The organism is Pseudomonas sp. VS40 (assembly GCF_018587885.1).
Lineage (GTDB): Bacteria > Pseudomonadota > Gammaproteobacteria > Pseudomonadales > Pseudomonadaceae > Aquipseudomonas > Aquipseudomonas pergaminensis.
The window spans coordinates 123,199-148,039 of sequence record NZ_JAGYWD010000013.1; the positions used below are offsets into that span (position 1 = coordinate 123,199).

Genomic DNA, 24,841 nt, shown 5'->3' on the forward strand with positions numbered 1-24,841 from the left:
GTGGGAGCTGGCTTGCCTGCGATAGCGATAGAAGTGTCTAGATGAATTCAGGGCAGGGGTGAGAAGGGCGAGCGCCCATCGGCACTCTGCAATTCCTGCAGGTAGTTGCGGAAAATCTGGCCCAGTACCTGGGTGGCCACTTCCAACTCATCGCGCTGCATGTGCTCGGCGACTTCGTCGGCAGTGTCCAGTGCGTCTTCGGCGCCGTTGACCGCGGCCATTTTCAGCACGATGTAGGCCTGGACGTTATTGGCCGGCACGCCTTCGCCTTTGAAGAACATGTTGCCCAGTTCGAATTGCGCCTGGGCGTGGCCCTGCAACGAGGCTTTCTCGAAGTAGCTCAAGGCTTTGTTGAGGTCGCGGGCAGGGTTTTTGCTGTCGTGGAAGTACTCGCCCAACTCGTATTGCGCCTGCGCATCCCCACCATCGGCCTGTTTCTGGCACGCGCTCAGCGCTTCGGCCTGGCTGTCTGGCTGGGTATTGAGGGTGCAACGACCCATCGCTGGGATTAACAACGAGTTGCCGCCTGCTTGTGCATGTGCCAGCAGCGGCTGAAGGAGCAACAGGCAGCCCAGAACCAGGGTGCGGCCGGTGCGTTTCATGGGAATCGACTTACCTCTGACGGGGCACGCGGACCCTCGGGGGATCCAATAAGCGCGCATTATGAAATAAGCAGGCCTCTGCTTACAAAGTCTTTACTCGTTTTTCTGCTGCTTGGGCAAGTTATCTGCCGGATTGCAGGTGATTTCTCGAAAAAACTCGGAAATCTCTGTAAGCAAAGTAGCAAATCAGACACCGTTTGGCCGGTGCCTGATTTTTTCGGCCTTTTATTTCAGTGCGGCGAAGGCGCGTTCGGCGGCGTCAAGGGTCAGTTTCAACTCGGCGTCGCCATGGGCGATCGAGGTGAACCCGGCTTCGAAAGCGCTTGGTGCCAGGTACACGCCGCCTTCCAGCATCAGGTGGAAGAAGCGTTTGAACAAGTCGGCATCGCTGCCCATCACGTCATCAAAGGTGACAATGTCGTCGGCGCCGCTGAAGTACAGGCCGAACATCCCGCCCGCCTGGGTGGTAACAAACGGGATACCGGCGGCATCGGCACGCTGTTGCAGGCCGTCGAGCAGGCGTGTGGTGTAGTCGGTCAGCTCGGCGTGGAAGCCCGGGCGGCTGATCAGGCGCAGGGTGGTCAGGCCGGCGGCCATGGCCAGCGGGTTACCCGACAAGGTGCCGGCCTGGTACACCGGGCCCAGTGGCGCGATGTGCTGCATGATTTCACGCTTGCCACCGAAGCAGCCCACTGGCATGCCGCCGCCGATGATCTTGCCGAAAGTGCTCAGGTCCGGCGTGACACCGTAATGCGCTTGGGCGCCACCGAGGGCGACGCGGAAACCGGTCATCACTTCGTCGAAAATCAGTACCACGCCGTGCTTATCGCATTGCTCGCGCAGGCCTTCGAGAAAGCCCGGCGCTGGCGGTACGCAGTTCATGTTGCCCGCCACCGGCTCAACGATGATGCACGCCACGTCCTGGCCGACTTCGCTGAGCATCTGCTCAACGGCGGCGATGTCGTTGAACGGCAGGGTCAGGGTGTGTTTGGCAAACGCGGCCGGTACGCCGGCCGAGCTCGGTACGCCTTGGGTCAGCGCGCCGGAACCGGCCTTGACCAGCAGGCTGTCGGAATGGCCGTGGTAGCAGCCTTCGAACTTGATGATGCTGTCGCGGCCGGTGAAACCACGGGCCAGGCGGATCGCGCTCATGGTGGCTTCGGTGCCCGAGCTGACCATGCGCACCATCTCCATCGACGGCACGATGCTGCATACCAAATCCGCCATTTCGGTTTCCATGGCGGTCGGCGCACCGTAGGACAGGCCGTGTTCCAGCTGCTTGCGCACCGCGTCCAGCACGTCCGGGTGGCTGTGGCCGAGGATCATCGGGCCCCAGGAACCCACGTAGTCCACATAGCGTTTGTCATCTTCGTCAGTGACGTAGGCGCCTTCGGCATGCTTGAAGAACAACGGCGTGCCGCCGACGCTCTTGAACGCACGCACGGGGGAGTTCACACCGCCGGGGATGTGTTTCTGGGCATTGGCAAACAGCGTTTCGGAACGGGACATGATGGGGCTCTCTAAACTGAAATTTTAAGCAGATCGTTGAACGCGCGCGCGCGGCGCGTGACTTCCTGGGTCGTGTCGGCGCCAAACAGGCCGTGCACCACCGCCAGCAGGTCGGCACCCTGGGCCACCAAGGGTTCGGCGTTCTCAAGGGTAATGCCGCCGATCACACAGATCGGCAAATGCAAGCGCGCGCGGGCCTGGGCCAGCATCTCGACGGTGGCGGCGGGGGCGCCTGGCTTGGTATTGGAATTGAAGAAGCGGCCGAAGGCGACATAGCTGGCGCCTTCCTTGGCCGCCTGCTCGGCCAGTTCGATCTGGCTGTGGCAGGTCGAGCCGATGATGGCCTTGGAACCGAGCAGCGCACGGGCCGGGGTCAGTGGGCCGTCGGTCTGGCCCAGGTGCACGCCGACGCCAAGGCGCGCGGCCAATTCAGCGTCGTCGTTGATGATCAACTGGGTCTTGTAGCGCGAGCACAGTTCCCGCAGCTTTTCTGCTTCGCGCAGCCGGCGGGCTTCGTCGCTGCTTTTGTCGCGGTACTGCAGCAGGGTCAGGCCACCGTCCAGCGCCGCTTCGACGTAGGCAAGGAATTTGCCGGCCAACAGTTGGCTGTCGGTAATGGCGTAAAGGCCACGTAGTTTCATCGGGCAGGCCTCTTGGTCTTAAGAGCAGAAATCCAGCGGCAACCGGCGCGGTACAAACTGGCCCTGGCCGAGTTGTTCAGCGTCACGCAGGGTGCGCCAAGTGTAGTTGAGGGCCGATTGCACGGCGCTCACCAGCCCTTCGCCCTGGGCAATCCGACCCGCCAGTGCGCTGGCCAGCGTACAGCCCGAACCGTGATAACTGCCGGGCAGGCGCTGGCAGGTAAAGGTCTGGCGTGTGCCGTCGCGGCTGTAGAGGCGGTTGTGCACTTCGTGCTCGTCGCCGTGGCCACCGGTAATCAACAGGTGCTTGATGTAGGGCAGCAGCTTCTCGGCGCATTCGTCTGCGGTGCCCTCAGGCAGCTCGGCGAGGATGCGTGCCTCGGGCAGGTTCGGCGTGGCGATCAGTGACAGCGGCAACAACCGCTCGCGCATCGCATAGCCGACCTCGTCCTTGCCCAGGCTGCCACCGCCGCCGGCACGCAGCACCGGGTCGCACACCACCGGCAGGTGCGGGTGCGCCTGCAGCAGTTCGACCACGGTGTCGACCATCGCGGTGGAACCGAGCATACCCAGCTTGACCGCCGCCACTTCGGAGTCACCGAGCACGGCATTGGCCTGGGCCAGTACCCATTCGCGGTCGAGCACGCGGAAATCGCTGACGTTGACCGTGTTCTGCACGGTCAGGGCGGTGACGGCCGGAGCCGCATGGCAACCCTGGGCGAGCAGGGCTTCGATATCTGCCTGCAAGCCGGCGCCACCACTGGGATCATGGCCGGAGAGACAGAGGACAACAGGGCGAGAGCTGTAGATATTCATGGTGCGCGAGCTTACCACCAAACGCTTTTGGCGGGGCCGTCTGGCGATGGTTGAATTTTGCCGGGTGGGCGACGATTTTTTGGCGCGTGGCTTAACGTCAAAAAACCTCTGTAAGGCCTGTTCTAGAGCCTTTCAAAAAATTATTTCAATGGTGTCCAATAGCCTTTAGTGGCTATGCTAGAGTGGATCCAAACTACTTACTGTATTGCCGGTGTACGTCTTCTCAAAAGGAATGGGGGGCTTTTTGACATAACCGGACAGGCCACGCTGGGGCTCTATGCGCTATTTGCTGATTTTATTGTTGTGCGGGCTGCCGATGCTCGCCAGCGCCATCGAGTTCACTCAGGACACGCGAAGCCTGCCGTTGGGCCGAGCCATGCAAGTGCTCGAAGACCCGACCGATGCCCTGACCATCGCCGATGTCACATCCCCCACCTACGCCGCACAGTTCAAGACTCACGACAAAGCCACCCTCAATGCCGGTTATTCACACTCGGTGTTCTGGCTTAAAGTCGACCTGCATTACCTGGCCAAAGACCCGCGATCCCCGCGCACCTGGTTCCTGGAACTGGCCTACCCGCCGTTGAACCGCCTGGACCTGTACCAGCGCGACACCACCGGCAACTATCGACTCACCGCCCGCACCGGCAGCGCGTTGCCGTTTTCCAGCCGGCAAGTGAGCCAGAGCAATTATTTGTTCAAGCTCAACTTTGTGCCCGACCAACAGCAAACCGTCTACCTGCGCCTCCAGAGCCAAGGCTCGATCCAGGCACCCTTGACGCTCTGGTCCGGCACCGCGTACCTGGAAGAGCAGCCGCTGCGCTTGTACGTGCTGGGAGCGATCTACGGTGTATTGCTGGGGATGTTGATCTACAACCTGTTCATCTACCTGAGCGTGCGTGACACCAGTTACCTGTATTACATCCTTTATATCGCCTCGTTCGGCCTGTACCAGTTGTCGGTCAACGGCGTGGCCGCGGAGTATTTCTGGCCGAACAACCCGTGGTGGACCAACGCCGCGGTGCCGTTCCTGATTGGCTCGGCAGCGCTGTTCGGTAGCCTGTTTGCGCGCAGCTTCCTGCACACCGCCCAGCATAGCCGCTGGATCAATCGTCTGTTGCTTGGGCTGGTGGGCTGCGGCGCCGTGGTGATGCTGCTGGCGCTGATGACCAGTTACGCCTTGGCATTGCGCCTGGCGACTGGCCTGGCGCTGGTGTTTACCGTGACCATCTTCGTGGCCGCCATCAAGGCCTGGTATTGCGGGCAGCGTATGGCGCGTTACTTCATCATCGCCTGGTCGGCGTTCCTGCTGGGCGGGGTCGTCAACACGATGATGGTGCTGGGCTACCTGCCGAATATGTTCCTGACGATGTACGCCAGCCAGATCGGCTCGGCCATCGAAGTGGCCCTGCTGTCCCTGGCCCTGGCGGACCGCATCAACGGCATGCGCGAGCAACAGGCGCAGATCCTCTTCGACGCCAGCCAGAAGCTCGAAGTGCTCAACCAGCAACTGGCCCGCAGCAACCGGCTCAAGGATGAATTCCTCGCCACCCTGACCCACGAACTGCGTACCCCCATGAACGGCGTGATCGGCTCCCTCGAACTGATGCAGACCGTGCCTTTGGATGCGGACCTGGCGCAGTACCAGCAAACCGCCGCCGGCTCGGCGCGGGACATGATGCGCATGGTCAACGGCATCCTCACCCTCACCGAGCTGCAGGCCGGACGCCTGAGCGCCCAGCCCCAGGTGTTCAGCCTGCGCGGCGCACTCGACACCCTGCGCCAGCAGTTCAGCGCCAGCGCCCAGAGCAAAGGCCTGGCGTTTTCCATCGACGTGGCGGACGAACTGCCAGACCGCGTGCAAGGTGACGTCGACAAACTGCTGCAATGCCTGGACTGCCTGCTGGATAACGCGTTCAAATTCACCCACGAAGGTTCGGTTCGCCTGCGTGTGGTCGGCGTGCCCCACAGTGACGGTCGCTTGCGCCTGAGCTTTATCGTCACCGACACGGGTATCGGCTTTGCTTTCCTCGATGAAGCGACCCTGTACCAGCGTTTCTTCCAGCTCGATGGGTCCACCACGCGCGAGTACGGCGGCCTGGGTATCGGTCTGGCCATCTGCCGACAACTGATCGAGTTGCTGGGCGGGCGCCTCACCCATCATTCCGAGCCCCGCAAAGGCAGCCGCTTCCAACTGGAAGTGGAAGTCAGCCCGGTGCCGGCCGAGTCCAAGCCTGCGCCCCATCGGCAGCGCGCGCCTCAGGAGTGCTCGGTGCTGTTGGTGGATGACAACAGTGTCGGCCAACTGGTCGTGCGCGGCATGCTGCTCAAACTGGGTTACCGGGTGAAAACCGTGGACAGCGGCGCGAATGCCTTGGCTGCCTTGCAGAGTGGGAATTTCGACGCGGTGCTGTTGGATATTCCCGAAGGTGGTTTTTCGTTGTGCTGCCAGATTCGTGCACTGCCTGGTTGCGGTGAGCTGCCGGTGATCGCCTTGAGTACCTCGCTGAATGTGTCGGAGCGCGAGCATTGTCACGGCGTCGGTGTCTCGGACCGCCTGGCCAAACCGGTGCGTTTCGAGGCACTGCAGGCGGTGTTGGAGCGCCGGTTGCTGGGGCCGGTAGAGGGCGAAAGCGCCGGACATTCGGCGGGTATGCCACTTTTTTAAGCCGTATGACGGTGCTTAACTGAAATTCGGGCCTCAACTGAACGTGGCCTTTTTTCAGGAGGCCCGTCATGAACCTGCATCAGTTTGCCGAAACCCACGACGTCACCAACCAGCCGCCGTCCCTGGATGGCACCAACCTGTACCGTATCGATCTGCCTCTGCAGGAATGGTCGCGCCGCTTTGGCGCCGGCTGGGCGCAGGAACGCATCGATGCCTACGGTGCACTGGCCGGCGGGCCGTTGATGGAAGCCGGGTTCCTGGCAAACCAGAACAAACCCGTGTTCAGCAGCCATGACCGCTATGGCCATCGCATCGACCTGGTGGAGTTTCACCCGGCTTACCACGAACTGATGCGCGCTGCCGTCGAACATGGTCTGCCCTCGCTGCCCTGGGCGCACCCGCAGCCTGGTGCCCATGTGGCCCGCGCCGCCATGACCTACTTGCACAGCCAGGCCGAAGCCGGCACCGGATGCCCGCTGACCATGACCTTCGCCTGCGTGCCCGCCCTGCGTTTGCAGCCGGACCTGGCTGACACCTGGCTGCCGAAAATCCTCAACACCCAATATGACCCACGCAACGTCGGCATCGCCCACAAGGCCGGCGTTACGATCGGCATGGCCATGACCGAGAAGCAGGGCGGCACCGACGTGCGCGCCAACACCACCCGCGCCTATCCGGTGGGCGCCGGCGGCCCGGGCCAGGCGTATGAGCTGGTGGGCCACAAGTGGTTCTGCTCGGCGCCGATGTGCGATGCGTTCCTGACCCTGGCCCAGACCGACAAGGGCCTCACCTGTTTCCTGCTGCCCCGGCACCGCCCGGATGACACGCGCAACGAGTTCTATATCCAGCGCCTGAAAAACAAGCTCGGCAACTGCTCCAATGCCTCCAGCGAAGTGGAGTTTCGTGGCGCCCTGGCCTGGATGATCGGCGAAGAAGGCCGTGGTGTGCCGACCATCATCGAGATGGTCGCCATGACCCGCTTCGATTGCATGGTCGGCTCCAGCGCGCTGATGCGTCAGGCGCTGACCCAGGCTAGCCATCATTGTGCCCATCGTTCCGTGGGTGGCCGCGTGCTCAGTGAGCAACCGCTGATGCAAAACGTGCTGGCTGACCTGGCACTGGAAAGCGAATCCGCGCTGGCCCTGAGCCTGCGCATGGGCCGGGCGCTGGATCATCTGGGGGATGAGCAGGAAGCCAAGTTCGCCCGGCTGGTGACGGCGGTGGGCAAGTATTGGATCTGCAAGCGCGCCCCGGCGATGATCAACGAGGCCGCCGAGTGCATGGGCGGTGCCGGGTATGTCGAGGACAGCATCCTGCCGCGTCTGTACCGTGAGGCACCGGTGAACTCGACGTGGGAAGGTTCGGGCAACGTGCAGTGCCTGGACGTGCTGCGGGCGTTGTCCAAAGAGCCGGGTGTGTTGGAGGCACTGTTTGTCGAATTGGGCGATGGGCATGGCGACCGTCTGCTGGCGCGGCATATCGAGCAACTGAAGTCGGCATTTATGGACACCCAGGACATCCAATACCGCGCGCGGCAGCTCACCGAAGACATCGCCGTGGCGTTGCAGGCCAAGTTGCTACTGGAGGCGGGGAATGCGGCGGTGAGCGATGGGTTTATCGCCAGCCGGTTGGGCGACGCGTCCGGTCGGGTGTATGGCACCCTGCCGCGTGGCGTGGACGTGGCGGCGATTGTCGCCAGGTCCACACCTTGTTGATTGCATTCAAAGTTTGCGTCTGACGGGGATACAGGCAAGATAAAGGCCTGCACGTCAGAACACAGGATGCTTACCGTGACCGAAGCTTTTGTTGTCGTTCAAACCGCTGAAGAAGCCGTGGACCGGCTGGCGGCCCTGCATGAGCGTGCCACGGGCGCGCTCAATCAAGCCCTCAAGCAATACCTCAAAGACCGCGTCGAGCCTGACGCCGAACAACGTGCGTTGTTCCGCTATCCGGAACTGCGCCTGACCTACCACTGCCACGGCGAAGTCCCACAGACTACCCGGGCATATGCCAAGGTCCAGTTGCCGGGGACCTACAGCGTCACCGTCACCCATCCTGCGGCGTTCCGTAAATACCTGCTGGAGCAGTTGGTGCCGCTGATGCACGACTTCACCGTGACGGTGGAAGTCGGTGTGAGCCAGCAAAACATCCCGTACCCCTACGTGGTGGAGCAGGGCGATGAGCTGGCCGGTTCCGGTGTAACTGCCGCGACCCTGGCCCGTGTGTTCCCCAGCACCGACCTGTCGGCGGCCACCGACGGCATCGCCGATGGCCTCTACGACTGGGAAAACACCGACCCGCTGCCCCTGGCGCTGTTCGATGCGGCGCGCGTGGACTTTTCCCTGCGTCGCCTGGTGCACTACACCGGCAGCGACTGGCGCCATGTGCAGCCGTGGATCCTGCTGACCAACTACCACCGCTATGTTGACCAGTTCATCCTGCATGGCCTGGAACAACTGCGCAGCGACCCGCGCTTTATCCGCATGGTGTTGCCGGGCAACGTGGTGATCGACAAGAGCATGGACCACGGCGAGGCCTCGGCGATTGCCGCTGGCGTGGTGTGGCACCGCTACCAGATGCCGGCCTATCACCTGCAGGCCACCGATGGCCACGGCGTGACCCTGGTGAACATCGGTGTTGGCCCATCCAATGCCAAGAACATCACCGACCACCTGGCCGTGCTGCGTCCGCATTGCTGGCTGATGATCGGCCACTGCGGCGGCCTGCGCCAATCCCAGACCATCGGCGACTACGTATTGGCGCACGCCTATATGCGCCGCGACGGGATTCTCGACCGCGTGGTGCCGCCGAACATCCCGATCCCGGCGCTGGCCGAAGTGCAGCTGGCGCTGCAGCAGGCAGCCGCCAACGTCACCGGCGAAAAAGGCGAAGAGCTGAAAAAGCGCCTGCGCACCGGCACCGTGCTGACCTATGACGACCGCAACTGGGAACTGCGCTGGGCCCAGGAACGCCCGCTGATCAACCTGTCCCGCGCGGTGGCCGTGGATATGGAAAGCGGCACCATCGCCGCCCAGGGGTATCGTCTGCGGGTGCCGTACGGCACTTTGCTGTGTGTGTCGGACAAACCGCTGCACAGCGAAATCAAGCTGCCAGGCTCTGCCAACGCGTTCTATGAGCGTGCGGTGAGCCAGCACTTGAAGATCGGCATCGAAGCGGTGGATTTGCTGCGCACCGAACTCAACTCGCTGCACTCGCGCAAACTGCGCAGCTTCGACGAGCCGCCGTTCCGCTAAGCGGTTGGGATGGTCATTTAACGGTCAGGCCACTAGCATTGTCGGTCCTGACCGTTAGATGTTCCTTTGCCATGTCCCGTCCCACCCGTCCCGATTCGCGCCGCCCTGGCGTGAAACCCCCGTATTCCGCTGCGCGGCGTGTCGCCAAGGCACCGCCTGCCGAGCCGAAGCTGATCCTGTTCAATAAACCATTCGACGTACTGACCCAGTTCAGCGACGAAGGCGGGCGTGCGACGCTCAAGGATTTCATCGACATCCCCGGCATCTACCCGGCGGGCCGCCTGGACCGTGACAGCGAAGGCCTGTTGCTGCTGACCAATGACGGCCAGCTGCAGGCGCGAATTGCCGACCCCAAGCACAAGCTGGCGAAAACCTACTGGGTGCAGGTCGAAGGCGAGCCGACCGAAGAGCAGCTGCAACGCTTGCGCGAGGGCGTGGAGCTTAACGACGGCAAGACCTTGCCCGCCGAAGCGCGGCCGTTGGGTGAGCCCGAGTTGTGGCCGCGTAACCCGCCTGTGCGGTTTCGCAAAAGCGTCCCGACGCACTGGCTGGAGCTGGTCATTCGTGAAGGGCGCAACCGCCAGGTACGGCGCATGACCGCCGCCGTGGGGTTGCCCACGTTGCGGCTGGTGCGCGTGCGGATTGGCGATTGGACAATCGATGGCCTGGATCAAGGCCAGTGGAAGGAAGTGCCGGCGCGCTTATAAAGCGCCGGACTCGATCAGGCCGATCACTACGCTCTTGATGATGAACGCGGCCACGCCCAGGCCCAGCACGAAGAACAGGATGAACGAGCCAAAGCGCCCGGCCTTGGACTTCTTTGCCAGGTCCCAGACGATAAAGCCCATGAAAATGATCAGGACAGTGACCAGGCCGGTCATCATCCATTCTTCAAAGAGGGCGGGGTCGATGTTGTTCATGGCGAATTTTCCGACAAAGGCAGGCGGGCAGTATAAGGCAGCGTCTGAGGCGCAACATTGACCTGAGTCGGCGCGGTCAATGTGGGAGCTGGCTTGCCTGCGATGGCATCACCTCGGTTTTGCTGACACATCGAGCTGCCTGCATCGCAGGCAAGCCAGCTCCCACATTGTTGAGTGGTGATCTCAGGTTCTTAGGTGAGTCAGCGGCAACTCGGTGCTGTTGAGTACCTGGTTCAACACAAAGCTGGAACGCACGCTGGTCACGCCTTCAATGCGGGTCAGGTGGCCCAGCAGCAGTTTCTGGTAGTGATCCATGTCTGGCACCACCACTTTCAACTGATAGTCAGCATCCATCCCCGTCACCAGGCTGCATTCCAGCACTTGGGGCAGGGTGCGGATGGCCGCTTCGAAGTTCTCGAAACGCTCGGGGGTGTGGCGGTCCATGCCGATCAGCACATAGGCCGTGAGGCTCAGGCCGAGCATCTTGCGGTCGAGCAAGGCGACCTGGCGCGCGATGTAGCCGTCGTCTTCCAACTGCTTGACGCGGCGCGAGCACGGCGATGGCGACAAGCCGATGCGTTCGGCCAACTCTTGGTTGGAGATCCTCGCGTCGCGCTGCAATTCCGCCAAAATACTCAGGTCGTATCGGTCAAGCTTGCTCATTGGGTTGGCCTTTGTCGTAACTATTGCGGTGAATTATCCATGAAGGGTTAAAAATTGCGCAAGCACTGTTTATTGACGCAATCTTCGCAATCATCTGTCGGGCGCTGGCGGGTATCTTTATCAACAGAATCACCGCCTGGACAACAGTCCACTTGCAGCGAGCCCAATCAGGCCCGCAGCGGCCGCCACCCCAGCAGGGTTGAGCCGGCCTCCAGGCTGCACACTGTCCACAAGACGGCGTGAGGTGAGCCAACGTCAAAAGCGTTGAGCCAGGACGAAGTTCTCAAGGGGTGGCCGACGGGTCACCCCTTTTCTTTTGCCTGCTGATAACCTGTGCGAGAACCGGGCCTTGCTTTTCCAGTCTCATGGACAGGCCCTAATCCGCAGTGAGGAATAGCATGAAGCGCATCTGGCGTTTGGCAGGTGTAGGTTTGCTGATGGTCACCGTTGGCGCCCAGGCAGTGGCCGACGAGCGTGAAAATGCGCCGCGCGGTGAAGGCGGTGGTCAGCATGAACGAGGGCCGGAGGGCGGACGGCCAGGGGGAAGTGAACAGCCACGCCCGCAGAACAACCCACCGCGTCCGCAGAATAACCAGCCAAGGCCGGAAAACAATCAGCCGCGCCCACAGAACCAACACTTCGATCGCGGAGGCCAGAACGGGGGTGGCCAATGGCAGGGACGTCCCCAGGGTAATGAGCAGGGGCGACCCGTGCAGCCACCGCAACCACAGCCGTCTAACAACCTGCCGATCCAGAGTCGCCCCGACACCGTGCGCCAGACCCAGGAACCGCGCCAGGGCTATTACCGTGACATCCCGCGACGCAACGACGGCAACCAGCATTGGGAAGCCGGCGGCCCAGGCTCTCGGCCCGGTAACAATGGCGGCGGGTTCAACAATGGCCATCCCGGCGACAACCGCTGGCCAGGTCGCCCCGACGGCCATGGCAATGGCTGGGGCCCAGGCCCGCAACATCGTCCGGGTTACGTGATCGACCGTTTCCCCGACCGCAATTACCGCGTGCCTTACCGTGGCCAGGATTACTTCTACTCCGGCGGCTACTGGTACCGTCCGCAAGGGCCGCGCTACGTGGTGGTGACGCCGCCGTACGGCATCCGCGTGCATTACCTGCCGGACTACGCGCGTGAAGTGTGGATAGGCAGTGCGCTGTTCTTCCTCGCGGCGGGCTCCTACTACACCTACGAAAGCAGCTCCCAGCAGTACGTGGTGGTGCAACCGCCGGCCGCCGTACCGGCACCGCAGCCCGCGCCGCAAGGCAATGGCTATGACGTGGTCGCGTACCCCGCCAACGGCCAGTCACCGGCCCAGGTGCAGCAGGACGGCTACGACTGTTATCGCTGGGCTGTGCAGCAAAGCGGTTTCGACCCGCAGCAAGTCACCTACGCCCCCGACCCGGCGGTGGTGCAAACCTACCGTCAGGCCCAGGGCAACTGCCTGAGCAGTCGCGGTTATCAGGTGCAGTACTAGGTTTTGTTGCCTGTGACCACTTCCCGCGGGTCGGCGTGCACCAGCACTTCGGCGCGCGGGTAGGCCTTGTGGATGGCATCGGCGGCCTGGTCGCTGATGCCGTGGGCCACTGACAGCGTCAATTCCCCTGGCAATTCCAAATGCAGCTGCACAAACCAGTGGCTGCCGGAAATGCGCGTGCGCAAATCATGCGCACCCAACACCCCCGGTACACCACGCGCCAGTTCCAGCATGTGCTGGCTGACGTCTGGCGGCAGCTCTTCATCCATCAACACCGCAAAGCTTTCCCGGGCGATCTGGATCGCGCTCCACAAAATGTAGGCGGCGATACCCAGGCCGAACCAGGCGTCGACTTGGTGAAAGCCCATGCCCGCCAGCACCAGCGCCACGAGGATGCTGCCGTTGAGCATCAAGTCCGAGCGGTAGTGCAGTGAATCGGCGCGCACGGCATTGGAGCCGGTTTCGCGGATCACCCGGTGTTGCAGCATCAACAAGGCCACGGTCAACACCAGGGAAAAGATGATCACGCCGATGCTCAACCACGGCGCGCCCACCGGTTCCGGATGTTGCAGGCGCTCGTAGGCCTGGAACGCGATCAACACCGCACTGCCGCCGATGAACAGCGCCTGGGCCATGCCCGACAGCGACTCCGCCTTGCCATGTCCATAGCGGTGATCGTCATCGGCGGGGCGCAGGGCGTAATGCACGGCGACGAGGTTCAGCAGTGAAGTCACGCCGTCCAGCAGGGAGTCGGTCAAGCCGGCGAGCATGCTCACCGAGCCACTGAACCACCAGGCGATGGCCTTGGTGACAATCAGCACACAGGCCACGCCCACCGACGCGCGGGTGGCCAGGCGCAAGAGCCTGGCGTGTTCGGGGCTGCTGGTCATAGGCGGGTCGAATCCTTAAGCGGCGGGTTGCAGGCCCAGGGTGGCGAGTTGTTGCACGCTGCCTTTGAACTGGATCATGCGCGGGTCGTCGAGCGGCAGGCTGCGGCCGGTTTCTTTCAGGATGATGCTTTGCAGCTTGGCATTGTCGACCTGGCCGTCGGCGCCGATGGCTTCGTGGAGTTTTTGCGGGTCGACCTGGGCGGTCTTGCCCGGCTCGAAGTAGATCGCGCCGGTGGCGAAGTCCACGCCGAAGGCAATCAGGCCGGGGATGACGTAGAACAGCAGGCCGATGGCATCGAGCACAGCGATGGTCGGGTCGATCTTGCCGTCGATCTGGCCACGGCGGTCCGGGTAGAAGATCGAACCGCAGGCCGTCAATTGGCTCAGCAGGGTGACGGCGAGGACACCGCCAATGACACGGGAAGCGATACGCATAACATTCTCCTGAACACGATTTAAAGAGGACTATAAGCCAGATCAGCTGAACAACGCCGGTCCAACGTGGGAGCTGGCTTGCCTGCGAAAGCGGTGGAGCAGCCAACAGTGCATTGGCTGACACGCCGCTATCGCAGGCAAGCCAGCTCCCACCCTTGATTGCATTCACAATTGATGTGGGTGGCGTTTCTGAGACCATCGTCGGCACTTGGCAGTTCGCCGTTATACTCGCCGCTCTGCTTTGGAGCCAGTATGAATTCGTTGCCGATTGATGAAGTTTTACCCGCCCTGCGTGACGCCTTGGCGATTCGCCATGAAGCCGTTCTGGAAGCGCCCCCCGGCGCCGGTAAAACCACCCGTGTGCCCTTGGCGTTGTTGAACGAGCCATGGCTGGCCGGGCAGACCATCCTGATGCTCGAACCGCGCCGTCTGGCAGCCCGGGCAGCGGCCGAACGCTTGGCCAGTGAGTTGGGCGAGAAGGTCGGAGAAACCGTCGGCTATCGCATTCGCCTCGACAGCAAAGTCGGCCCCAACACCCGTATCGAAGTGGTCACCGAAGGCATCCTCACCCGCCGTCTGCAAGACGACCCGGCGCTGGACGGCGTGGGCTTGCTGATCTTCGACGAGTTCCACGAACGCAGCCTCGACGCCGACCTGGCGCTGGCTCTGAGCCTGAACGGCCGCGAGCTGTTTCGCGATGAGCAGCCGCTGAAAATCCTGCTGATGTCCGCCACCCTCGAAGGCGAGCGCCTGGCCAGCCTGCTGGATGACGCGCCGATCCTGCGCAGCGAAGGGCGCATGTTTCCGGTGCAGATGCGCTGGGGCCGGCCTTACCAGCCCGGTGAATTCATCGAGCCGCGTGTGGTGCAAACCATCCTTGAGGCCCTGCATGACGAAACCGGCAGCGTGCTGGTGTTCTTGCCGGGGCAGGCGGAGATTCGCCGGGTCAACCAGCAATTGGCCGAGGCCTTGGGCGATCGCAGTGATGTGCTGCTGTGCCCGCTGCATGGCGAGCTGGACCTTGCCGCCCAGCGCGCCGCCATCGACCCGGCGCCCGCAGGTACACGCAAAGTGGTGCTGGCGACCAACATCGCCGAGACCAGTCTTACTATCAACGGCGTGCGCGTAGTGATCGACGCCGGGTTGGCGCGGGTGCCGCGTTTCGACCCGGGCAGCGGCATGACCCGTCTCGACACCCAACGCATTTCCCGCGCCAGCGCCACTCAGCGCGCCGGTCGGGCAGGGCGGCTGGAGCCGGGCGTTTGCTATCGCTTGTGGTCCGAGGACCAGCATGAAGGCCTGGCCGCCTACGGCAGTGCGGAAATCCTTGCGGCCGACCTGGCCGCCTTGGCGCTGCAGTTGGCGCGCTGGGGCGTTACGCCCACGCAGCTGGTGTGGCTGGACGTGCCGCCCACCGCCGCGTATGCCCAAGCCCAGGATCTGCTCGTGCGCCTCGGCGCATTGGACGACGACAAACTGACCGCCCACGGGCAGAAAATGGCCGAACTGCCGGCCCATCCGCGTATCGCGCACCTGCTGTTGCGCGGGCAGGACCTGGGGTTGGCTGCCACCGCCTGCGATGTCGCGGCCCTGCTGGGCGAGCGCGATATCCTGCGCGGCGGCGGCGCGGATTTGCACAGTCGCCTGGCGCTGTTGTCCGGCGAAGCACGTGCGCGTGGCACCCAAGGCGGGGTGCAGCGGGCCAAGCAACTGGCGCGACAGTATCGCGGCTACTTGAGAGGCCAGGCCACGCAACCGGTGGCCGACCCCGACCACTCGCGCTGGCTCGGCGCCTTGCTCGCCCTGGCTTACCCGGACCGTGTCGCTCAACAGCGTCGCGCCGGCGGCGCTGAATACCGCCTGGCCAACGGCCGCGCGGCGCTGTTCGCCGAAGCCGACAGTCTGATGAAACAGCCTTGGTTGGTCATCGCCGATCTGGGCAGCCGCCAGGGCCAGCGTGAGGAACGCATCTACCTGGCGGCGGACTTTGATCCGGCGCTGTTCGACACGGTGCTCGCCGAACAAGTGCGCAACGTCGACCAGTTGGATTGGGACGAACGCGAAGGCGTACTGCGCGCCGAGCGCCAGCGCAAAGTCGACGAGCTGGTACTGAGCCGCGAACCCCTGACCGGCCTGGACGAGTCCGCGCGCAGCCAGGCGCTAGTCAATCTGGTGCGCCGCAAAGGCCTCGAGCTACTGCCGTGGACGCCCGAGCTGCGCCAATGGCAGGCGCGGGTCATGCTGCTGCGGCACCTCGACGCCGGCAAAACCAGCGAGTGGCCCGATATCAGCGACAAGGCGTTGCTCGCCAGCCTTGAACATTGGCTGATGCCTTACCTGGGCAAAGTCTCGCGCTTGAGCCATTTCGCCAACCTGGACATTTCCAGCTTCCTGCACAACCTGCTGCCCTGGCCGCTGCCCCAGCGCCTGGACGAACTGGCGCCACAGCATGTGAAAGTGCCCTCGGGCTCGTCGGTGCGCCTGGACTACAGCGAACAGCCGCCGATCTTGGCGGTGCGCCTGCAAGAACTGTTCGGGCTGGCCGACACCCCGCGCATTGCCGGCGGGCGCCAGGTGGTGAAGCTGCATCTGCTGTCCCCGGCACGCCGGCCGGTGCAAGTGACCCAGGACCTGGCGAACTTCTGGCGCAGTACCTACGCCGAGGTAAAAAAGGATTTGAAAGGGCGATACCCCAAGCATTACTGGCCGGATGACCCGCTGGTGGCCGAGGCAACCGCGCGAATCAAACCGCGTAAATAATCAGCGCCCCCAGGATGTGCCTTTATTCATTACGCGGCATCACAAATGATGTTCCCGCCGCCGCATTTATCCGCCCTAGGCAACATTCTAAAGTCTCCACACTTGCCGCCTCATCATGTCGATGAGGGGCGAAGTGGAGACTTTTCCATGCCTTTCATCAGCGTCCGTATTACCCGTGATGGCGTGACCCAGGAGCAGAAAGCCCAGGTCATCGCCGAAATAACCAACACCATGCAAACCGTGCTCAATAAGGACCCGCACCTTACTCACATCGTCATCGAAGAGGTGGATACGGATAACTGGGGCTACGCGGGAATCACCACCACCGAGTACCGAAAAAGAGTCGAATAAACGCGCACAGCCCGTGCTCCCATGGCAGGGATTATTGTGCGGCGGGCAGCAGGAACCGAGCGATCACCGGCAGGTGGTTGGAAATGCGCAACGTGTCCTCCTGCCGCACTTTCGCCTCCACCCGCTTGATTCGCGGGCTGTAGAACAGGTAATCGAGCGTGCGGTCCGGCCCGTCGACGCTCGGGTCGTTGGGGAAGTGGGTCAGCCACTTCTCACGGTCAATCCCGCTGGATTGGCTGTTGCTCGGGATCATCGGGTATTTGTCCCACAGCAAATGCAGCTCGCTGTCCGGCGAATATTGCCCACGCTTGCCGGCGTCCAGCCGCAGGAATTGGCCCAGGGGCAGCAGGTTGAAGTCGCCGCCGATCAGCCAGGGTGTGCCGCGCCCTTCGAATTTATCCAGCAGCTTGACCGTGGTTTGTACCTGCTCCTGCACCGCGCTGCGCCCAGGGGCGTCACCGTCCAGGCGGGTGTTGAGCACGGCCAGTTGGCCACCGTCGCTCAGCGGCAGGTAGGTCAACAGCAAGGCCGGCTTGGGTTGGAACTGGCGGCTGATGAAGTTCGCCTCGGGGGCCGGCAATTGCAGGCGTTCGGCGTGTTCGATCTGGTAACGGCTGAGGGTCGCCAATTTACGGCCGACGCTGCCGAAGATATGCCGGTCGGGCACGAAGTCGGCTTTCCAGTCGAAGGCCTGGGCACTGCAGGGGTAGAGGTCGACCAGGCGCTCTTGCAACAGGGCAAGCTGGTCTTGGTAATGGGAGGGCTTGGCGTTTTCGTCGAGTTCCTGCAGCAGCAGGATGTCGGGTTGTTCGTCACGGATCACCCGCGCCACTTCGTCGAGGCTGGCGGCCATGTCTTCCACGGTCGGGCGGTCGTCCGGGCCACTGCCGTCGGCGGTGTCGTACCAGAACACGTAGTTCTTGCCGGCCAGGTATTGCACGTTCCAGGTCATGACCTTGAGCGCCTGCCCGGGCAGCAGCGTGGGCGCACGGGGCGCGACACAACTCACCGGCAGGGTTTCCTTCGCCTCGGGGCGCCAGGTCAGGCTGTAGATCAGGGCGGCGAGCAGGCCTGCAATGATCAGCAGGCCCAGCAGGGTTATGCGCAATAAACGGGTCATCGGCTCGGCTTATAGCGTTTCAGGAGTGGCACGGAGCATATCACCGCGCGTCGGCATCGCCACCGATCAGCATGAATAACCGGAACAGCACCACGCTGGTAAACAGTTGCAGGAAGCTGTGGGCACTGTCCAGAAACAGGCCCAGCAGCGGCGCAGGCGTGGGGTAGGCCGCAACGCTGGCGCCCTTGAGCAGCCACAGTGGCGTCATCACGCACAGCAGGCACACCAGGATCAGCCAGAAATGCCCACGGCTCAGGCGGAAGCTTTCCTTCATCGCCTCCAGCGCCGGCATGCCGCGCAGCACCAGCAGGTACTCGGCAAAGGCCAGCACCACCATCAGCCACAGGCCCGGCAGGAAATACAGCGACAGCCCCAGCAGGATCAGCAGCGTGCTCATGGCCGTCAGCAGGGCGAAGCGCGGCCACAGGGTCAGGGCCATGGCCCATACATCCTTGGTAGTCGGTGACTCGCCACGGGTGCGGGCATCCAGAAACAGGATCAACGCGCCGGTGTACAGCGGGTACACCAGCAACCCCACCACCACGCTGTAGCCAGGGAATGCATCCGGGCCCACCACGTGGTTGAGCACCTGTTGCAGCAGGGCCTCGAAAATCACCAACGGCAAACACAGCTGGACGATAGCGCCCAGGTTGCGTTGGGTGAAACGGAAGGAGTCGCGCAGCACGTCTAACGGATTCATCGAGTTCATCGCAGGCCTGAAAGCAAGGGCAACACTTTAACCGATCATCACGGGCGGTAAGCAAACGTAAACCTTGAGTAAAGACCATTGAAACAACTCGTAACACCCCCATAACTAGAGCGGCGCCTGATCACAGGCGAGACCACGATTTCTACCGGCAATCTAACGAGGTCGCCATGAACAGCGAAGAGCAAACCCTGATCGATGGACTGTTTTCACGGTTGCAACAAGCCGAAACGGACTCAGCCCCCCGCGACGCCCAGGCCGAAGCGCGGATCAAGGAGCACATGACTCGCCAACCGGCAGCCGGGTACTACATGACCCAGTCGATCCTGGTGCAAGAGCACGCGCTCAAAAGTCTCGACGCGCTAAACAAGGAGCAGGCGCAGCAGATCCAGCAGTTGCAGGATGAGCTGCAGCGGGCGAAATCCGCGCCAGCCGCTCCGGCGAGCAGCGGTGGGTTCTTGTCGAGCATCTTTGGCGGTGGTTCCCGCGACCCCCAATCTGCGCAGAGCGCCCCGCCGTCTTCCGGTGGCGGCTGGCGTGAACCGGGGCGGCCTGGGTTCAGCCAGCCTGCGCCGCAGCAGAACTACGGCGCGCCCCAGCAGAACTACCAACAGCCGCAACAAGCGCCGGCAGCCCCGATAGGTAGCGGTTTCCTCGGCGGCGCGATGAAAACCGCAGCCGGCGTGGCCGGTGGTGTGTTGCTGGCCGAAGGCATCAGCAGCCTGTTCCATCACAACCAGCAACCGCAGGTGGTCGAGGAAATCATCGAACAGCCGGCGCCCGCCAGTGACCAGGGCGGCTGGGGCGGCGATGACCAGAAGTACGCCGGCAATGACAGCTGGGGCAGTGACAACTCGGACAGCTTCACCGACAGCGATTATTCCGACGATTCTTCTTCCTTCGGCGACGACGATTCCTTCGTCTGACCCACCTCGGCCGGGGCGCTTCGCCGCCCCGGTCTGATTTTTCCCGGAAACGTTCTCGCGGCTGGCATACTGGCACCCTTTCCGGGCCCTGGCGCCTGGCTGTCATGAGGAAGTGCGGTGAAGAAAATTGCAGTGTTCGCCGATGTTCAAAACCTCTACTACACCGTTCGCCAGGCCTATGGCTGCCACTTCAACTACGCCGCGTTGTGGGCTGATATCAGCGCGCGCGGGCAGATCGTCGAGGCGTACGCGTATGCCATCGACCGTGGCGACAGCAAACAGCAGCAATTCCAGCAGATCCTGCGCAACCTGGGTTTCACGGTAAAACTCAAGCCCTACATCCAGCGCAGCGACGGCTCGGCCAAGGGCGACTGGGACGTGGGGATCACCATCGACATCATGGACGCCGCCGACCACGTCGACGAAATCGTGCTGGCCTCCGGTGACGGTGATTTCGACATGTTGCTCGACCGGGTTATCCACAAGCATGGCGTCGAGGCCGTGGCCTATGGTGTACCGGGGCTGACGGCCAATTCATTGATACGCGCCGCCAGCCGCTACGTGCCGATTGAAGGCGCGTTGTTGCTCAAATAAATGCTAAGACGGAGTTGGAACAGGTTTGGAACGTATAGCGGTCATCGACTTTGAAACCACCGGCATCACCCCGAGCAGCCATTGCCGGGCCACTGAAATCGCGGTGGTCATCCTCGAACGTGGCCAGATTGTGGACCGCTACCAGAGCCTGATGAACGCCGGCGTGCGCGTGCCGGGTTTTATCGAGCAACTCACCGGCATCAGCAACGCCATGCTGCGCAGCGCGCCGCCGGCCGAGCGAGTGATGAACGAGGTCAACGAGTTCGTCGGCACCACGCCACTGATGGCGCACAACGCCGCGTTCGACCAGAAGTTCTGGGACTACGAACTGGGCCTGATCCGCCGTACCCGCCTGCAAAAATTCGCCTGCTCCCTGCTTCTTGCACGCCGCCTCATGCCGGCTGCACCCAACCACAAGCTCGGCACCCTCAACACCTACGCGCAACTGCCCCACACCGGCAAGGCTCACCGAGCGATGGCAGATGCGGAAATGGCAGCTAACCTCACAGCCCACCTGGCCCAGGAACTGCGCCGCACCCACGGCTTGCGCGAACTGTCCCATGAGTTGCTGTGCACCTTGCAGAAAGTGCCGGCGGCGAAGATCAATGAGCACCTGGAGAAGCATCGCGGGTTCTGACCTCGCCACAATCTCCTGTGGGCCCGGTCTTCTCTGTGGTGAACGGGCTTCTGTGGTGAGCGGGCTTGCCCCGCGCTGGGCTGCGGAGCAGCCCCAAAACCTGACACTCCGTTCTAACTGAAAGAACGCGGCGCCCTTAATTGGGGCTGCTTCGCGGCCCAGCGCGGGGCAAGCCCGCTCACCACAAAGCTAGTGTGGCTGCACACACTCCAACGCCCGATCCACCACGCCCTTCGCCATCCCCACCAAATGCATCACCGCCCGCTGCTGCGCCTTCATCGCCTCACTCGACGCATGCGCCGTCTCCACCGCGCAATGCAGCAAATCGGCCGCATGGGCGAGGGCGTCTTCGAAGCTCAGGTTGTCGTTCAGAATGAAATGGGGCGCATCCGGGGCGCAGGCTTTGATGCAACTGACGTCATCGCAGGCAAGCCAGCTCCCACCGTTGGAATGCATTTCAACTGTGGGAGCTGGCTTGCCTGCGATGGCGGCGGTTCAGCCACCATTTTTCCCATTGCCCTCCAACTGCCCCAACGGTACCCGCCGCGCTATCGCACTCGACAAAATAATCGAGGTCTTGCTGAACCCGAACTTGGCCACCCGGTTGATCAGGTTCTCCAACTCCGGCATCGACCCCACGGCTGCCTGCATGATCACGCACGGGTCGCCGGTCACCCGATGGCACTCTGTCAGCTCGGGAATTTCCGCCAACGCGTCATACACCTTCTGGCTGCCATGATTGGTCAGCCGCAGTTCAATCACGCACTGGATCGGCAACCCCACTTTGGACAGGTCCACCTTGGCCTGATACCCAGTGATCACGCCGCTGGCCTCCAGCTTGGCCACGCGCTCGGCCACGGCGGGGGCGGAGAGGTTTACCGTGCGCGCCAGTTGCGCGTAGGACGCGCGGCCGTCTTCGAGCAGGGCACTGAGGAGCATGCGGTCGTATTTGTCCATGAGAAGGCTCCAGTTGCGCGTGGCTTTCGAAAACACGGTTTATAGCCTTCACAACCATGCTTTGAAAAGTGTATTGGCGTTTTAAACAGGTTTTGTAACTTATGTTTAACGACCTGTCTTTTTAGAATAAGCCTCCCATCTCCTGCCATAGAGCCGCCCAATGCCTGGCCCACGTCGCTTTCCCTTACCGTTGATCGCCGCCTTTTTTGCGCTGTATGTGATCTGGGGTTCCACCTATCTGGTGATTCGCATCGGCGTGGAGTACTGGCCGCCGTTGTTGCTGGCGGGGATTCGGTTTTGCACGGCGGGGGCGTTGATGTATGGCTTCCTGCGCTGGCGTGGGGTGCCGGCACCGACGTGGCCGCAGTGGAAAGCAGCCGGGATGATTGGTCTTTTGCTGCTCACCGTGGGCAATGGCGGTGTCAGCGTGGCGGAACACATGGGGGTGTCGTCCGGCGTGGCGGCGCTGGCCGTGGCGACGGTGCCGTTGTTCACCTTGCTGTGTGGGTATTTCTGGGGCGCGCGCAACACTCGCTTGGAGTGGGCGGGGGTGATTCTGGGGATCATCGGCATCGCCATGCTCAATATGGGCAGCACGTTGCAGTCGAGCCCGATGGGTGCTGTGTTGCTGTTGGTGGCGGCGGCTTCCTGGGCGTTTGGTTCGGTGTGGAGCCGGCAATTGCCGTTGCCCCAGGGCGCCATGGCCAGTGCTGCGGAGATGCTGGTCGCCGGTGTGGCGCTGTTGTTCGTCAGCGCGCTTTCCGGTGAACGCCTGCAGGCCACGCCGCCGCTGGAAGGCTGGCTGGCCCTGGCCTATCTGACGGTGTTTGGCTCGATCATCGCCTTCAACGCCTATATGTACCTGCTCAAGCACGTGCGCCCGGCGGCGGCGACCAGCTATGCCTACGTCAACCCGGCGGTCGCGGTGTTGCTGGGGATCGTGTTCATCGGCGAGACCATCGGCCTGGAAGAGGCGTTGGCCATGCTGGTGATCATCAGCGCCGTGCTGTTGATCAGCCTGCCCCAGTGGCGCAAGCCCAAGCCGGAAATAAGGTAAACTGCGGCGCATTACGCCCTTGCGCTGAATTTTTCCTACGGTAAACACATGACTTTCGCCACCCTTGGCCTGATCGAACCCTTGCTGCGCGCCCTTGAGACGCTTGGCTACCAGACCCCTACGCCGGTGCAGGCGCAAGCCATACCGGCAGTGCTGGCCGGTCGCGACTTGATGGCTGCGGCCCAGACCGGCACCGGCAAGACCGCCGGTTTTGCCTTGCCGCTGCTGCAGCTGCTGACGATGGAAGGGCCGAAAGTCGCCGCCAACTCAGCGCGCGCGCTGATTCTGTGCCCGACCCGCGAGCTGGCCGAGCAGGTTCACGCCAGCGTTGCCGAGTACGCGCAACACCTGCCGCTGACCACTTACGCGGTGTACGGCGGCGTGAGCATCAACCCGCAGATGATGAAGCTGCGCAAGGGCGTCGACATTCTGGTCGCCACGCCTGGCCGCCTGATCGACCTGTTCCGCCAGAACGCGCTGAAGCTCAACCAGCTGCAAACCCTGGTGCTGGACGAAGCCGACCGCATGCTCGACCTGGGCTTCTCCGAAGAGCTGGCGAACATTTATCGCATGCTGCCGAAAAAGCGCCAGACGCTGCTGTTCTCCGCGACCTTCTCCGATGACATACGCCTGCTGGCGGGGCAGATGCTCAACGACCCGCTGAGCATCGAAGTCAGCCCGCGCAACGTCGCCGCCAACACCGTGAAGCAGTGGGTGGTGCCGGTGGACAAGAAGCGCAAGCCGGAGCTGTTTGTGCACCTTATGCGCAAAGGCCGCTGGAAGCAGGTGCTGGTGTTCGCCAAGACCCGTAACGGCGTGGATGCGCTGGTGGATAAGTTGCAGGGCCTGGGCATCAATGCCGACGGCATCCATGGCGACAAGCCGCAAGCCACGCGCCAGCGTGCGCTGGACCGCTTCAAATCCAGCGAAGTGCAGATCCTGGTGGCCACCGACGTGGCGGCCCGTGGCCTGGATATCGAAGACCTGCCGCTGGTGGTCAACTTCGACTTGCCGATCGTGGCCGAAGACTACATCCACCGCATCGGCCGTACCGGGCGTGCGGGTAACACCGGGGAAGCGATTTCCCTGGTGTGTGCCGATGAAGTCAACATGCTGTCGGCCATCGAAATGCTGACGCGCCAGACCTTGACCCGCAAGATGGAGCCGGACTTCGAGCCGGAGCATCGTGTGCCGGACACCGATGCCAGCGGGCAGGTGGTGAAGAAACCGAAAAAACCGAAGAAGCCTAAAGCGTCGGGTGGGGGCGGTAAGCGCAACCTGGGCAAGTGGGTGGACAGCGGCGACGTCGCGCCGGCTGAGCCGTCGATCAAGCCGGTGCGCAAGGTGCCGGTGTTCAATACCGGGCCGCGTAAGAAGAAGTAAGTTTTTCAGCGCTGCTGATGGCCTCTTCGCAGGCAAGCCAGCTCCCACATTTGACCGAGTTCTAACATTGGAATGCAGTCAAAGGTGGGAGCGGGCTTGCCCGCGAAGACGGCTCGGAATTCACCGCAAATCTCCCACATTTGACCGAGTTCCAACATTGGAATGCAGTCAAAGGTGGGAGCGGGCTTGCCCGCGAAGACGGCTCGGAATTCACCGCAAATCTCCCACATTTGACCGAGTTCCAACATTGGAATGCAGTCAAAGGTGGGAGTGGGCTTGCCCGCGAAGACGGCTCGGAATTCACCGCAAATCTCCCACATTTGACCGAGTTCCAACACTGGAATGCAGTCAAAGGTGGGAGCGGGCTTGCCCGCGAAGACGGCTCGGAATTCACCGCAAATCTCCCACATTTGACCGAGTTCCAACATTGGAATGCAGTCAAAGGTGGGAGCGGGCTTGCCCGCG

At 62.6% G+C, this 24,841-nt stretch carries 24 protein-coding genes and 1 pseudogene; 12 read left to right on the forward strand and 13 right to left on the reverse strand.

Annotation, left to right across the window (positions count from 1 at the left end):
- Positions 1-47 precede the first annotated feature (47 nt).
- The 4 genes from KHP07_RS27695 to KHP07_RS27710 form a co-directional block, all read right to left on the reverse strand.
- Positions 48-602, reverse strand: a complete 555-nt coding sequence (locus tag KHP07_RS27695; protein ID WP_010206766.1) for a tetratricopeptide repeat protein — start codon at positions 600-602, stop codon at positions 48-50.
- A gap of 225 nt (positions 603-827) precedes the next feature.
- Positions 828-2,111 (reverse strand): glutamate-1-semialdehyde 2,1-aminomutase, encoded by a 1,284-nt coding sequence (gene hemL / locus KHP07_RS27700; protein WP_078050318.1) that lies wholly within the window; start codon positions 2,109-2,111, stop codon positions 828-830.
- Positions 2,112-2,122: 11 nt separating this feature from the next.
- Complete coding sequence (gene thiE, locus KHP07_RS27705; protein WP_214498394.1) at positions 2,123-2,752, reverse strand: thiamine phosphate synthase; 630 nt, start codon at positions 2,750-2,752, stop codon at positions 2,123-2,125.
- Positions 2,753-2,770: 18 nt separating this feature from the next.
- Entirely contained in the window at positions 2,771-3,568 is a 798-nt protein-coding gene (locus tag KHP07_RS27710) for a hydroxymethylpyrimidine/phosphomethylpyrimidine kinase (protein WP_049711392.1), read from the reverse strand.
- A gap of 277 nt (positions 3,569-3,845) precedes the next feature.
- Between KHP07_RS27710 and KHP07_RS27715 the strand changes: the two genes are divergently transcribed.
- The 4 genes from KHP07_RS27715 to KHP07_RS27730 all read left to right on the forward strand — a co-directional run bounded on the left by KHP07_RS27715 (position 3,846) and on the right by KHP07_RS27730 (position 10,197).
- Positions 3,846-6,236: a hybrid sensor histidine kinase/response regulator gene (locus tag KHP07_RS27715; protein ID WP_214498395.1), complete on the forward strand. Its 2,391-nt coding sequence runs from the start codon at positions 3,846-3,848 to the stop codon at positions 6,234-6,236.
- Between the two features lie 68 nt (positions 6,237-6,304).
- Positions 6,305-7,951 (forward strand): acyl-CoA dehydrogenase family protein, encoded by a 1,647-nt coding sequence (locus KHP07_RS27720; protein WP_214498396.1) that lies wholly within the window; start codon positions 6,305-6,307, stop codon positions 7,949-7,951.
- A 66-nt stretch (positions 7,952-8,017) separates the two neighbouring features.
- Positions 8,018-9,490 carry an AMP nucleosidase gene (gene amn, locus KHP07_RS27725; RefSeq protein WP_161630243.1) on the forward strand — a complete coding sequence of 491 codons (1,473 nt, stop codon included), beginning with the start codon at positions 8,018-8,020 and terminating at the stop codon, positions 9,488-9,490.
- A gap of 71 nt (positions 9,491-9,561) precedes the next feature.
- Positions 9,562-10,197, forward strand: coding sequence for a pseudouridine synthase (locus tag KHP07_RS27730; RefSeq protein WP_250883742.1), 636 nt, complete (start codon positions 9,562-9,564; stop codon positions 10,195-10,197).
- Here the strand turns inward: KHP07_RS27730 and KHP07_RS27735 are convergent.
- The gene (locus KHP07_RS27735; protein WP_032884769.1) at positions 10,192-10,401 is read right to left on the reverse strand and encodes a DUF2788 domain-containing protein; all 210 of its coding nucleotides are present in this window, start codon (positions 10,399-10,401) and stop codon (positions 10,192-10,194) included. The genes KHP07_RS27730 and KHP07_RS27735 overlap by 6 nt on opposite strands.
- A 192-nt stretch (positions 10,402-10,593) precedes the next feature.
- Positions 10,594-11,073 carry an Lrp/AsnC family transcriptional regulator gene (locus KHP07_RS27740; protein WP_003194418.1) on the reverse strand — a complete coding sequence of 160 codons (480 nt, stop codon included), beginning with the start codon at positions 11,071-11,073 and terminating at the stop codon, positions 10,594-10,596.
- Between the two features lie 398 nt (positions 11,074-11,471).
- Between KHP07_RS27740 and KHP07_RS27745 the strand changes: the two genes are divergently transcribed.
- Positions 11,472-12,560 carry a DUF6515 family protein gene (locus tag KHP07_RS27745; protein WP_099491064.1) on the forward strand — a complete coding sequence of 363 codons (1,089 nt, stop codon included), beginning with the start codon at positions 11,472-11,474 and terminating at the stop codon, positions 12,558-12,560.
- Here KHP07_RS27745 and KHP07_RS27750 read toward each other — a convergent pair.
- The gene (locus tag KHP07_RS27750; protein WP_099491063.1) at positions 12,557-13,450 is read right to left on the reverse strand and encodes a cation diffusion facilitator family transporter; all 894 of its coding nucleotides are present in this window, start codon (positions 13,448-13,450) and stop codon (positions 12,557-12,559) included. The genes KHP07_RS27745 and KHP07_RS27750 overlap by 4 nt on opposite strands.
- Positions 13,451-13,465: 15 nt before the next feature.
- Positions 13,466-13,885: a periplasmic Zn2+ metallochaperone PmcY gene (gene pmcY / locus KHP07_RS27755; protein WP_078050311.1), complete on the reverse strand. Its 420-nt coding sequence runs from the start codon at positions 13,883-13,885 to the stop codon at positions 13,466-13,468.
- Positions 13,886-14,137: 252 nt separating this feature from the next.
- Here pmcY and hrpB point away from each other — a divergent pair, with 252 nt between their 5' ends.
- Both hrpB and KHP07_RS27765 read left to right on the forward strand, forming a co-directional pair.
- Positions 14,138-16,645, forward strand: a complete 2,508-nt coding sequence (gene hrpB, locus KHP07_RS27760; protein ID WP_214498397.1) for an ATP-dependent helicase HrpB — start codon at positions 14,138-14,140, stop codon at positions 16,643-16,645.
- 147 nt (positions 16,646-16,792) lie between these two features.
- Positions 16,793-16,996, forward strand: coding sequence for a tautomerase family protein (locus tag KHP07_RS27765; protein WP_078050309.1), 204 nt, complete (start codon positions 16,793-16,795; stop codon positions 16,994-16,996).
- A 31-nt stretch (positions 16,997-17,027) separates the two neighbouring features.
- Here the strand turns inward: KHP07_RS27765 and KHP07_RS27770 are convergent, their stop codons facing one another.
- Together KHP07_RS27770 and KHP07_RS27775 are read right to left on the reverse strand one after the other, a co-directional pair.
- Positions 17,028-18,116 carry an endonuclease/exonuclease/phosphatase family protein gene (locus KHP07_RS27770; RefSeq protein WP_078050308.1) on the reverse strand — a complete coding sequence of 363 codons (1,089 nt, stop codon included), beginning with the start codon at positions 18,114-18,116 and terminating at the stop codon, positions 17,028-17,030.
- Positions 18,117-18,156: 40 nt separating this feature from the next.
- On the reverse strand, positions 18,157-18,816 hold the full coding sequence (locus KHP07_RS27775) for a YciC family protein (protein WP_078050307.1): 660 nt from the start codon (positions 18,814-18,816) through the stop codon (positions 18,157-18,159).
- A 176-nt stretch (positions 18,817-18,992) separates the two neighbouring features.
- Here KHP07_RS27775 and KHP07_RS27780 point away from each other — a divergent pair, with 176 nt between their 5' ends.
- The 3 genes from KHP07_RS27780 to KHP07_RS27790 all read left to right on the forward strand — a co-directional run bounded on the left by KHP07_RS27780 (position 18,993) and on the right by KHP07_RS27790 (position 20,979).
- The gene (locus tag KHP07_RS27780; RefSeq protein WP_214498398.1) at positions 18,993-19,748 is read left to right on the forward strand and encodes a DUF2076 domain-containing protein; all 756 of its coding nucleotides are present in this window, start codon (positions 18,993-18,995) and stop codon (positions 19,746-19,748) included.
- Between the two features lie 117 nt (positions 19,749-19,865).
- Positions 19,866-20,342 (forward strand): LabA-like NYN domain-containing protein, encoded by a 477-nt coding sequence (locus tag KHP07_RS27785; RefSeq protein ID WP_057024475.1) that lies wholly within the window; start codon positions 19,866-19,868, stop codon positions 20,340-20,342.
- A 25-nt stretch (positions 20,343-20,367) separates the two neighbouring features.
- Positions 20,368-20,979 (forward strand): 3'-5' exonuclease, encoded by a 612-nt coding sequence (locus tag KHP07_RS27790; RefSeq protein ID WP_214498399.1) that lies wholly within the window; start codon positions 20,368-20,370, stop codon positions 20,977-20,979.
- 189 nt (positions 20,980-21,168) lie between these two features.
- Here KHP07_RS27790 and KHP07_RS27795 read toward each other — a convergent pair whose 3' ends face one another.
- Complete coding sequence (locus KHP07_RS27795; RefSeq protein ID WP_250883743.1) at positions 21,169-21,435, reverse strand: DUF6124 family protein; 267 nt, start codon at positions 21,433-21,435, stop codon at positions 21,169-21,171.
- A 39-nt stretch (positions 21,436-21,474) separates the two neighbouring features.
- Complete coding sequence (locus KHP07_RS27800; protein ID WP_214498400.1) at positions 21,475-21,936, reverse strand: Lrp/AsnC family transcriptional regulator; 462 nt, start codon at positions 21,934-21,936, stop codon at positions 21,475-21,477.
- Between the two features lie 160 nt (positions 21,937-22,096).
- Here KHP07_RS27800 and yedA point away from each other — a divergent pair, with 160 nt between their 5' ends.
- Both yedA and rhlE1 read left to right on the forward strand, forming a co-directional pair.
- On the forward strand, positions 22,097-22,993 hold the full coding sequence (yedA, locus tag KHP07_RS27805; RefSeq protein ID WP_078050302.1) for a drug/metabolite exporter YedA: 897 nt from the start codon (positions 22,097-22,099) through the stop codon (positions 22,991-22,993).
- Between the two features lie 48 nt (positions 22,994-23,041).
- A complete protein-coding gene (gene rhlE1 / locus KHP07_RS27810) occupies positions 23,042-24,376 on the forward strand; it encodes an RNA helicase RhlE1 (protein ID WP_100492099.1) in 1,335 nt (444 codons plus the stop codon).
- Between the two features lie 5 nt (positions 24,377-24,381).
- On the opposite strand, the pseudogene KHP07_RS27815 reads toward rhlE1, so the two are convergent.
- A pseudogene (locus tag KHP07_RS27815) lies at positions 24,382-24,841 on the reverse strand (hypothetical protein); the annotation flags it as partial.

What these genes read in the sequence shown, in the direction of transcription:
- KHP07_RS27695 (WP_010206766.1), bottom strand. Translation starts at nt 602, where the DNA reads ATGAAACGCACCGGCCGCACCCTGGTTCTGGGCTGCCTGTTGCTCCTT.
- hemL (WP_078050318.1), bottom strand. Translation starts at nt 2,111, where the DNA reads ATGTCCCGTTCCGAAACGCTGTTTGCCAATGCCCAGAAACACATCCCC.
- thiE (WP_214498394.1), bottom strand. Translation starts at nt 2,752, where the DNA reads ATGAAACTACGTGGCCTTTACGCCATTACCGACAGCCAACTGTTGGCC.
- KHP07_RS27710 (WP_049711392.1), bottom strand. Translation starts at nt 3,568, where the DNA reads ATGAATATCTACAGCTCTCGCCCTGTTGTCCTCTGTCTCTCCGGCCAT.
- KHP07_RS27715 (WP_214498395.1), top strand. Translation starts at nt 3,846, where the DNA reads ATGCGCTATTTGCTGATTTTATTGTTGTGCGGGCTGCCGATGCTCGCC.
- KHP07_RS27720 (WP_214498396.1), top strand. Translation starts at nt 6,305, where the DNA reads ATGAACCTGCATCAGTTTGCCGAAACCCACGACGTCACCAACCAGCCG.
- amn (WP_161630243.1), top strand. Translation starts at nt 8,018, where the DNA reads ATGCTTACCGTGACCGAAGCTTTTGTTGTCGTTCAAACCGCTGAAGAA.
- KHP07_RS27730 (WP_250883742.1), top strand. Translation starts at nt 9,562, where the DNA reads ATGTCCCGTCCCACCCGTCCCGATTCGCGCCGCCCTGGCGTGAAACCC.
- KHP07_RS27740 (WP_003194418.1), bottom strand. Translation starts at nt 11,073, where the DNA reads ATGAGCAAGCTTGACCGATACGACCTGAGTATTTTGGCGGAATTGCAG.
- KHP07_RS27745 (WP_099491064.1), top strand. Translation starts at nt 11,472, where the DNA reads ATGAAGCGCATCTGGCGTTTGGCAGGTGTAGGTTTGCTGATGGTCACC.
- KHP07_RS27750 (WP_099491063.1), bottom strand. Translation starts at nt 13,450, where the DNA reads ATGACCAGCAGCCCCGAACACGCCAGGCTCTTGCGCCTGGCCACCCGC.
- pmcY (WP_078050311.1), bottom strand. Translation starts at nt 13,885, where the DNA reads ATGCGTATCGCTTCCCGTGTCATTGGCGGTGTCCTCGCCGTCACCCTG.
- hrpB (WP_214498397.1), top strand. Translation starts at nt 14,138, where the DNA reads ATGAATTCGTTGCCGATTGATGAAGTTTTACCCGCCCTGCGTGACGCC.
- KHP07_RS27765 (WP_078050309.1), top strand. Translation starts at nt 16,793, where the DNA reads ATGCCTTTCATCAGCGTCCGTATTACCCGTGATGGCGTGACCCAGGAG.
- KHP07_RS27770 (WP_078050308.1), bottom strand. Translation starts at nt 18,116, where the DNA reads ATGACCCGTTTATTGCGCATAACCCTGCTGGGCCTGCTGATCATTGCA.
- KHP07_RS27775 (WP_078050307.1), bottom strand. Translation starts at nt 18,816, where the DNA reads ATGAATCCGTTAGACGTGCTGCGCGACTCCTTCCGTTTCACCCAACGC.
- KHP07_RS27780 (WP_214498398.1), top strand. Translation starts at nt 18,993, where the DNA reads ATGAACAGCGAAGAGCAAACCCTGATCGATGGACTGTTTTCACGGTTG.
- KHP07_RS27795 (WP_250883743.1), bottom strand. Translation starts at nt 21,435, where the DNA reads ATGCATTCCAACGGTGGGAGCTGGCTTGCCTGCGATGACGTCAGTTGC.
- KHP07_RS27800 (WP_214498400.1), bottom strand. Translation starts at nt 21,936, where the DNA reads ATGGACAAATACGACCGCATGCTCCTCAGTGCCCTGCTCGAAGACGGC.
- yedA (WP_078050302.1), top strand. Translation starts at nt 22,097, where the DNA reads ATGCCTGGCCCACGTCGCTTTCCCTTACCGTTGATCGCCGCCTTTTTT.
- rhlE1 (WP_100492099.1), top strand. Translation starts at nt 23,042, where the DNA reads ATGACTTTCGCCACCCTTGGCCTGATCGAACCCTTGCTGCGCGCCCTT.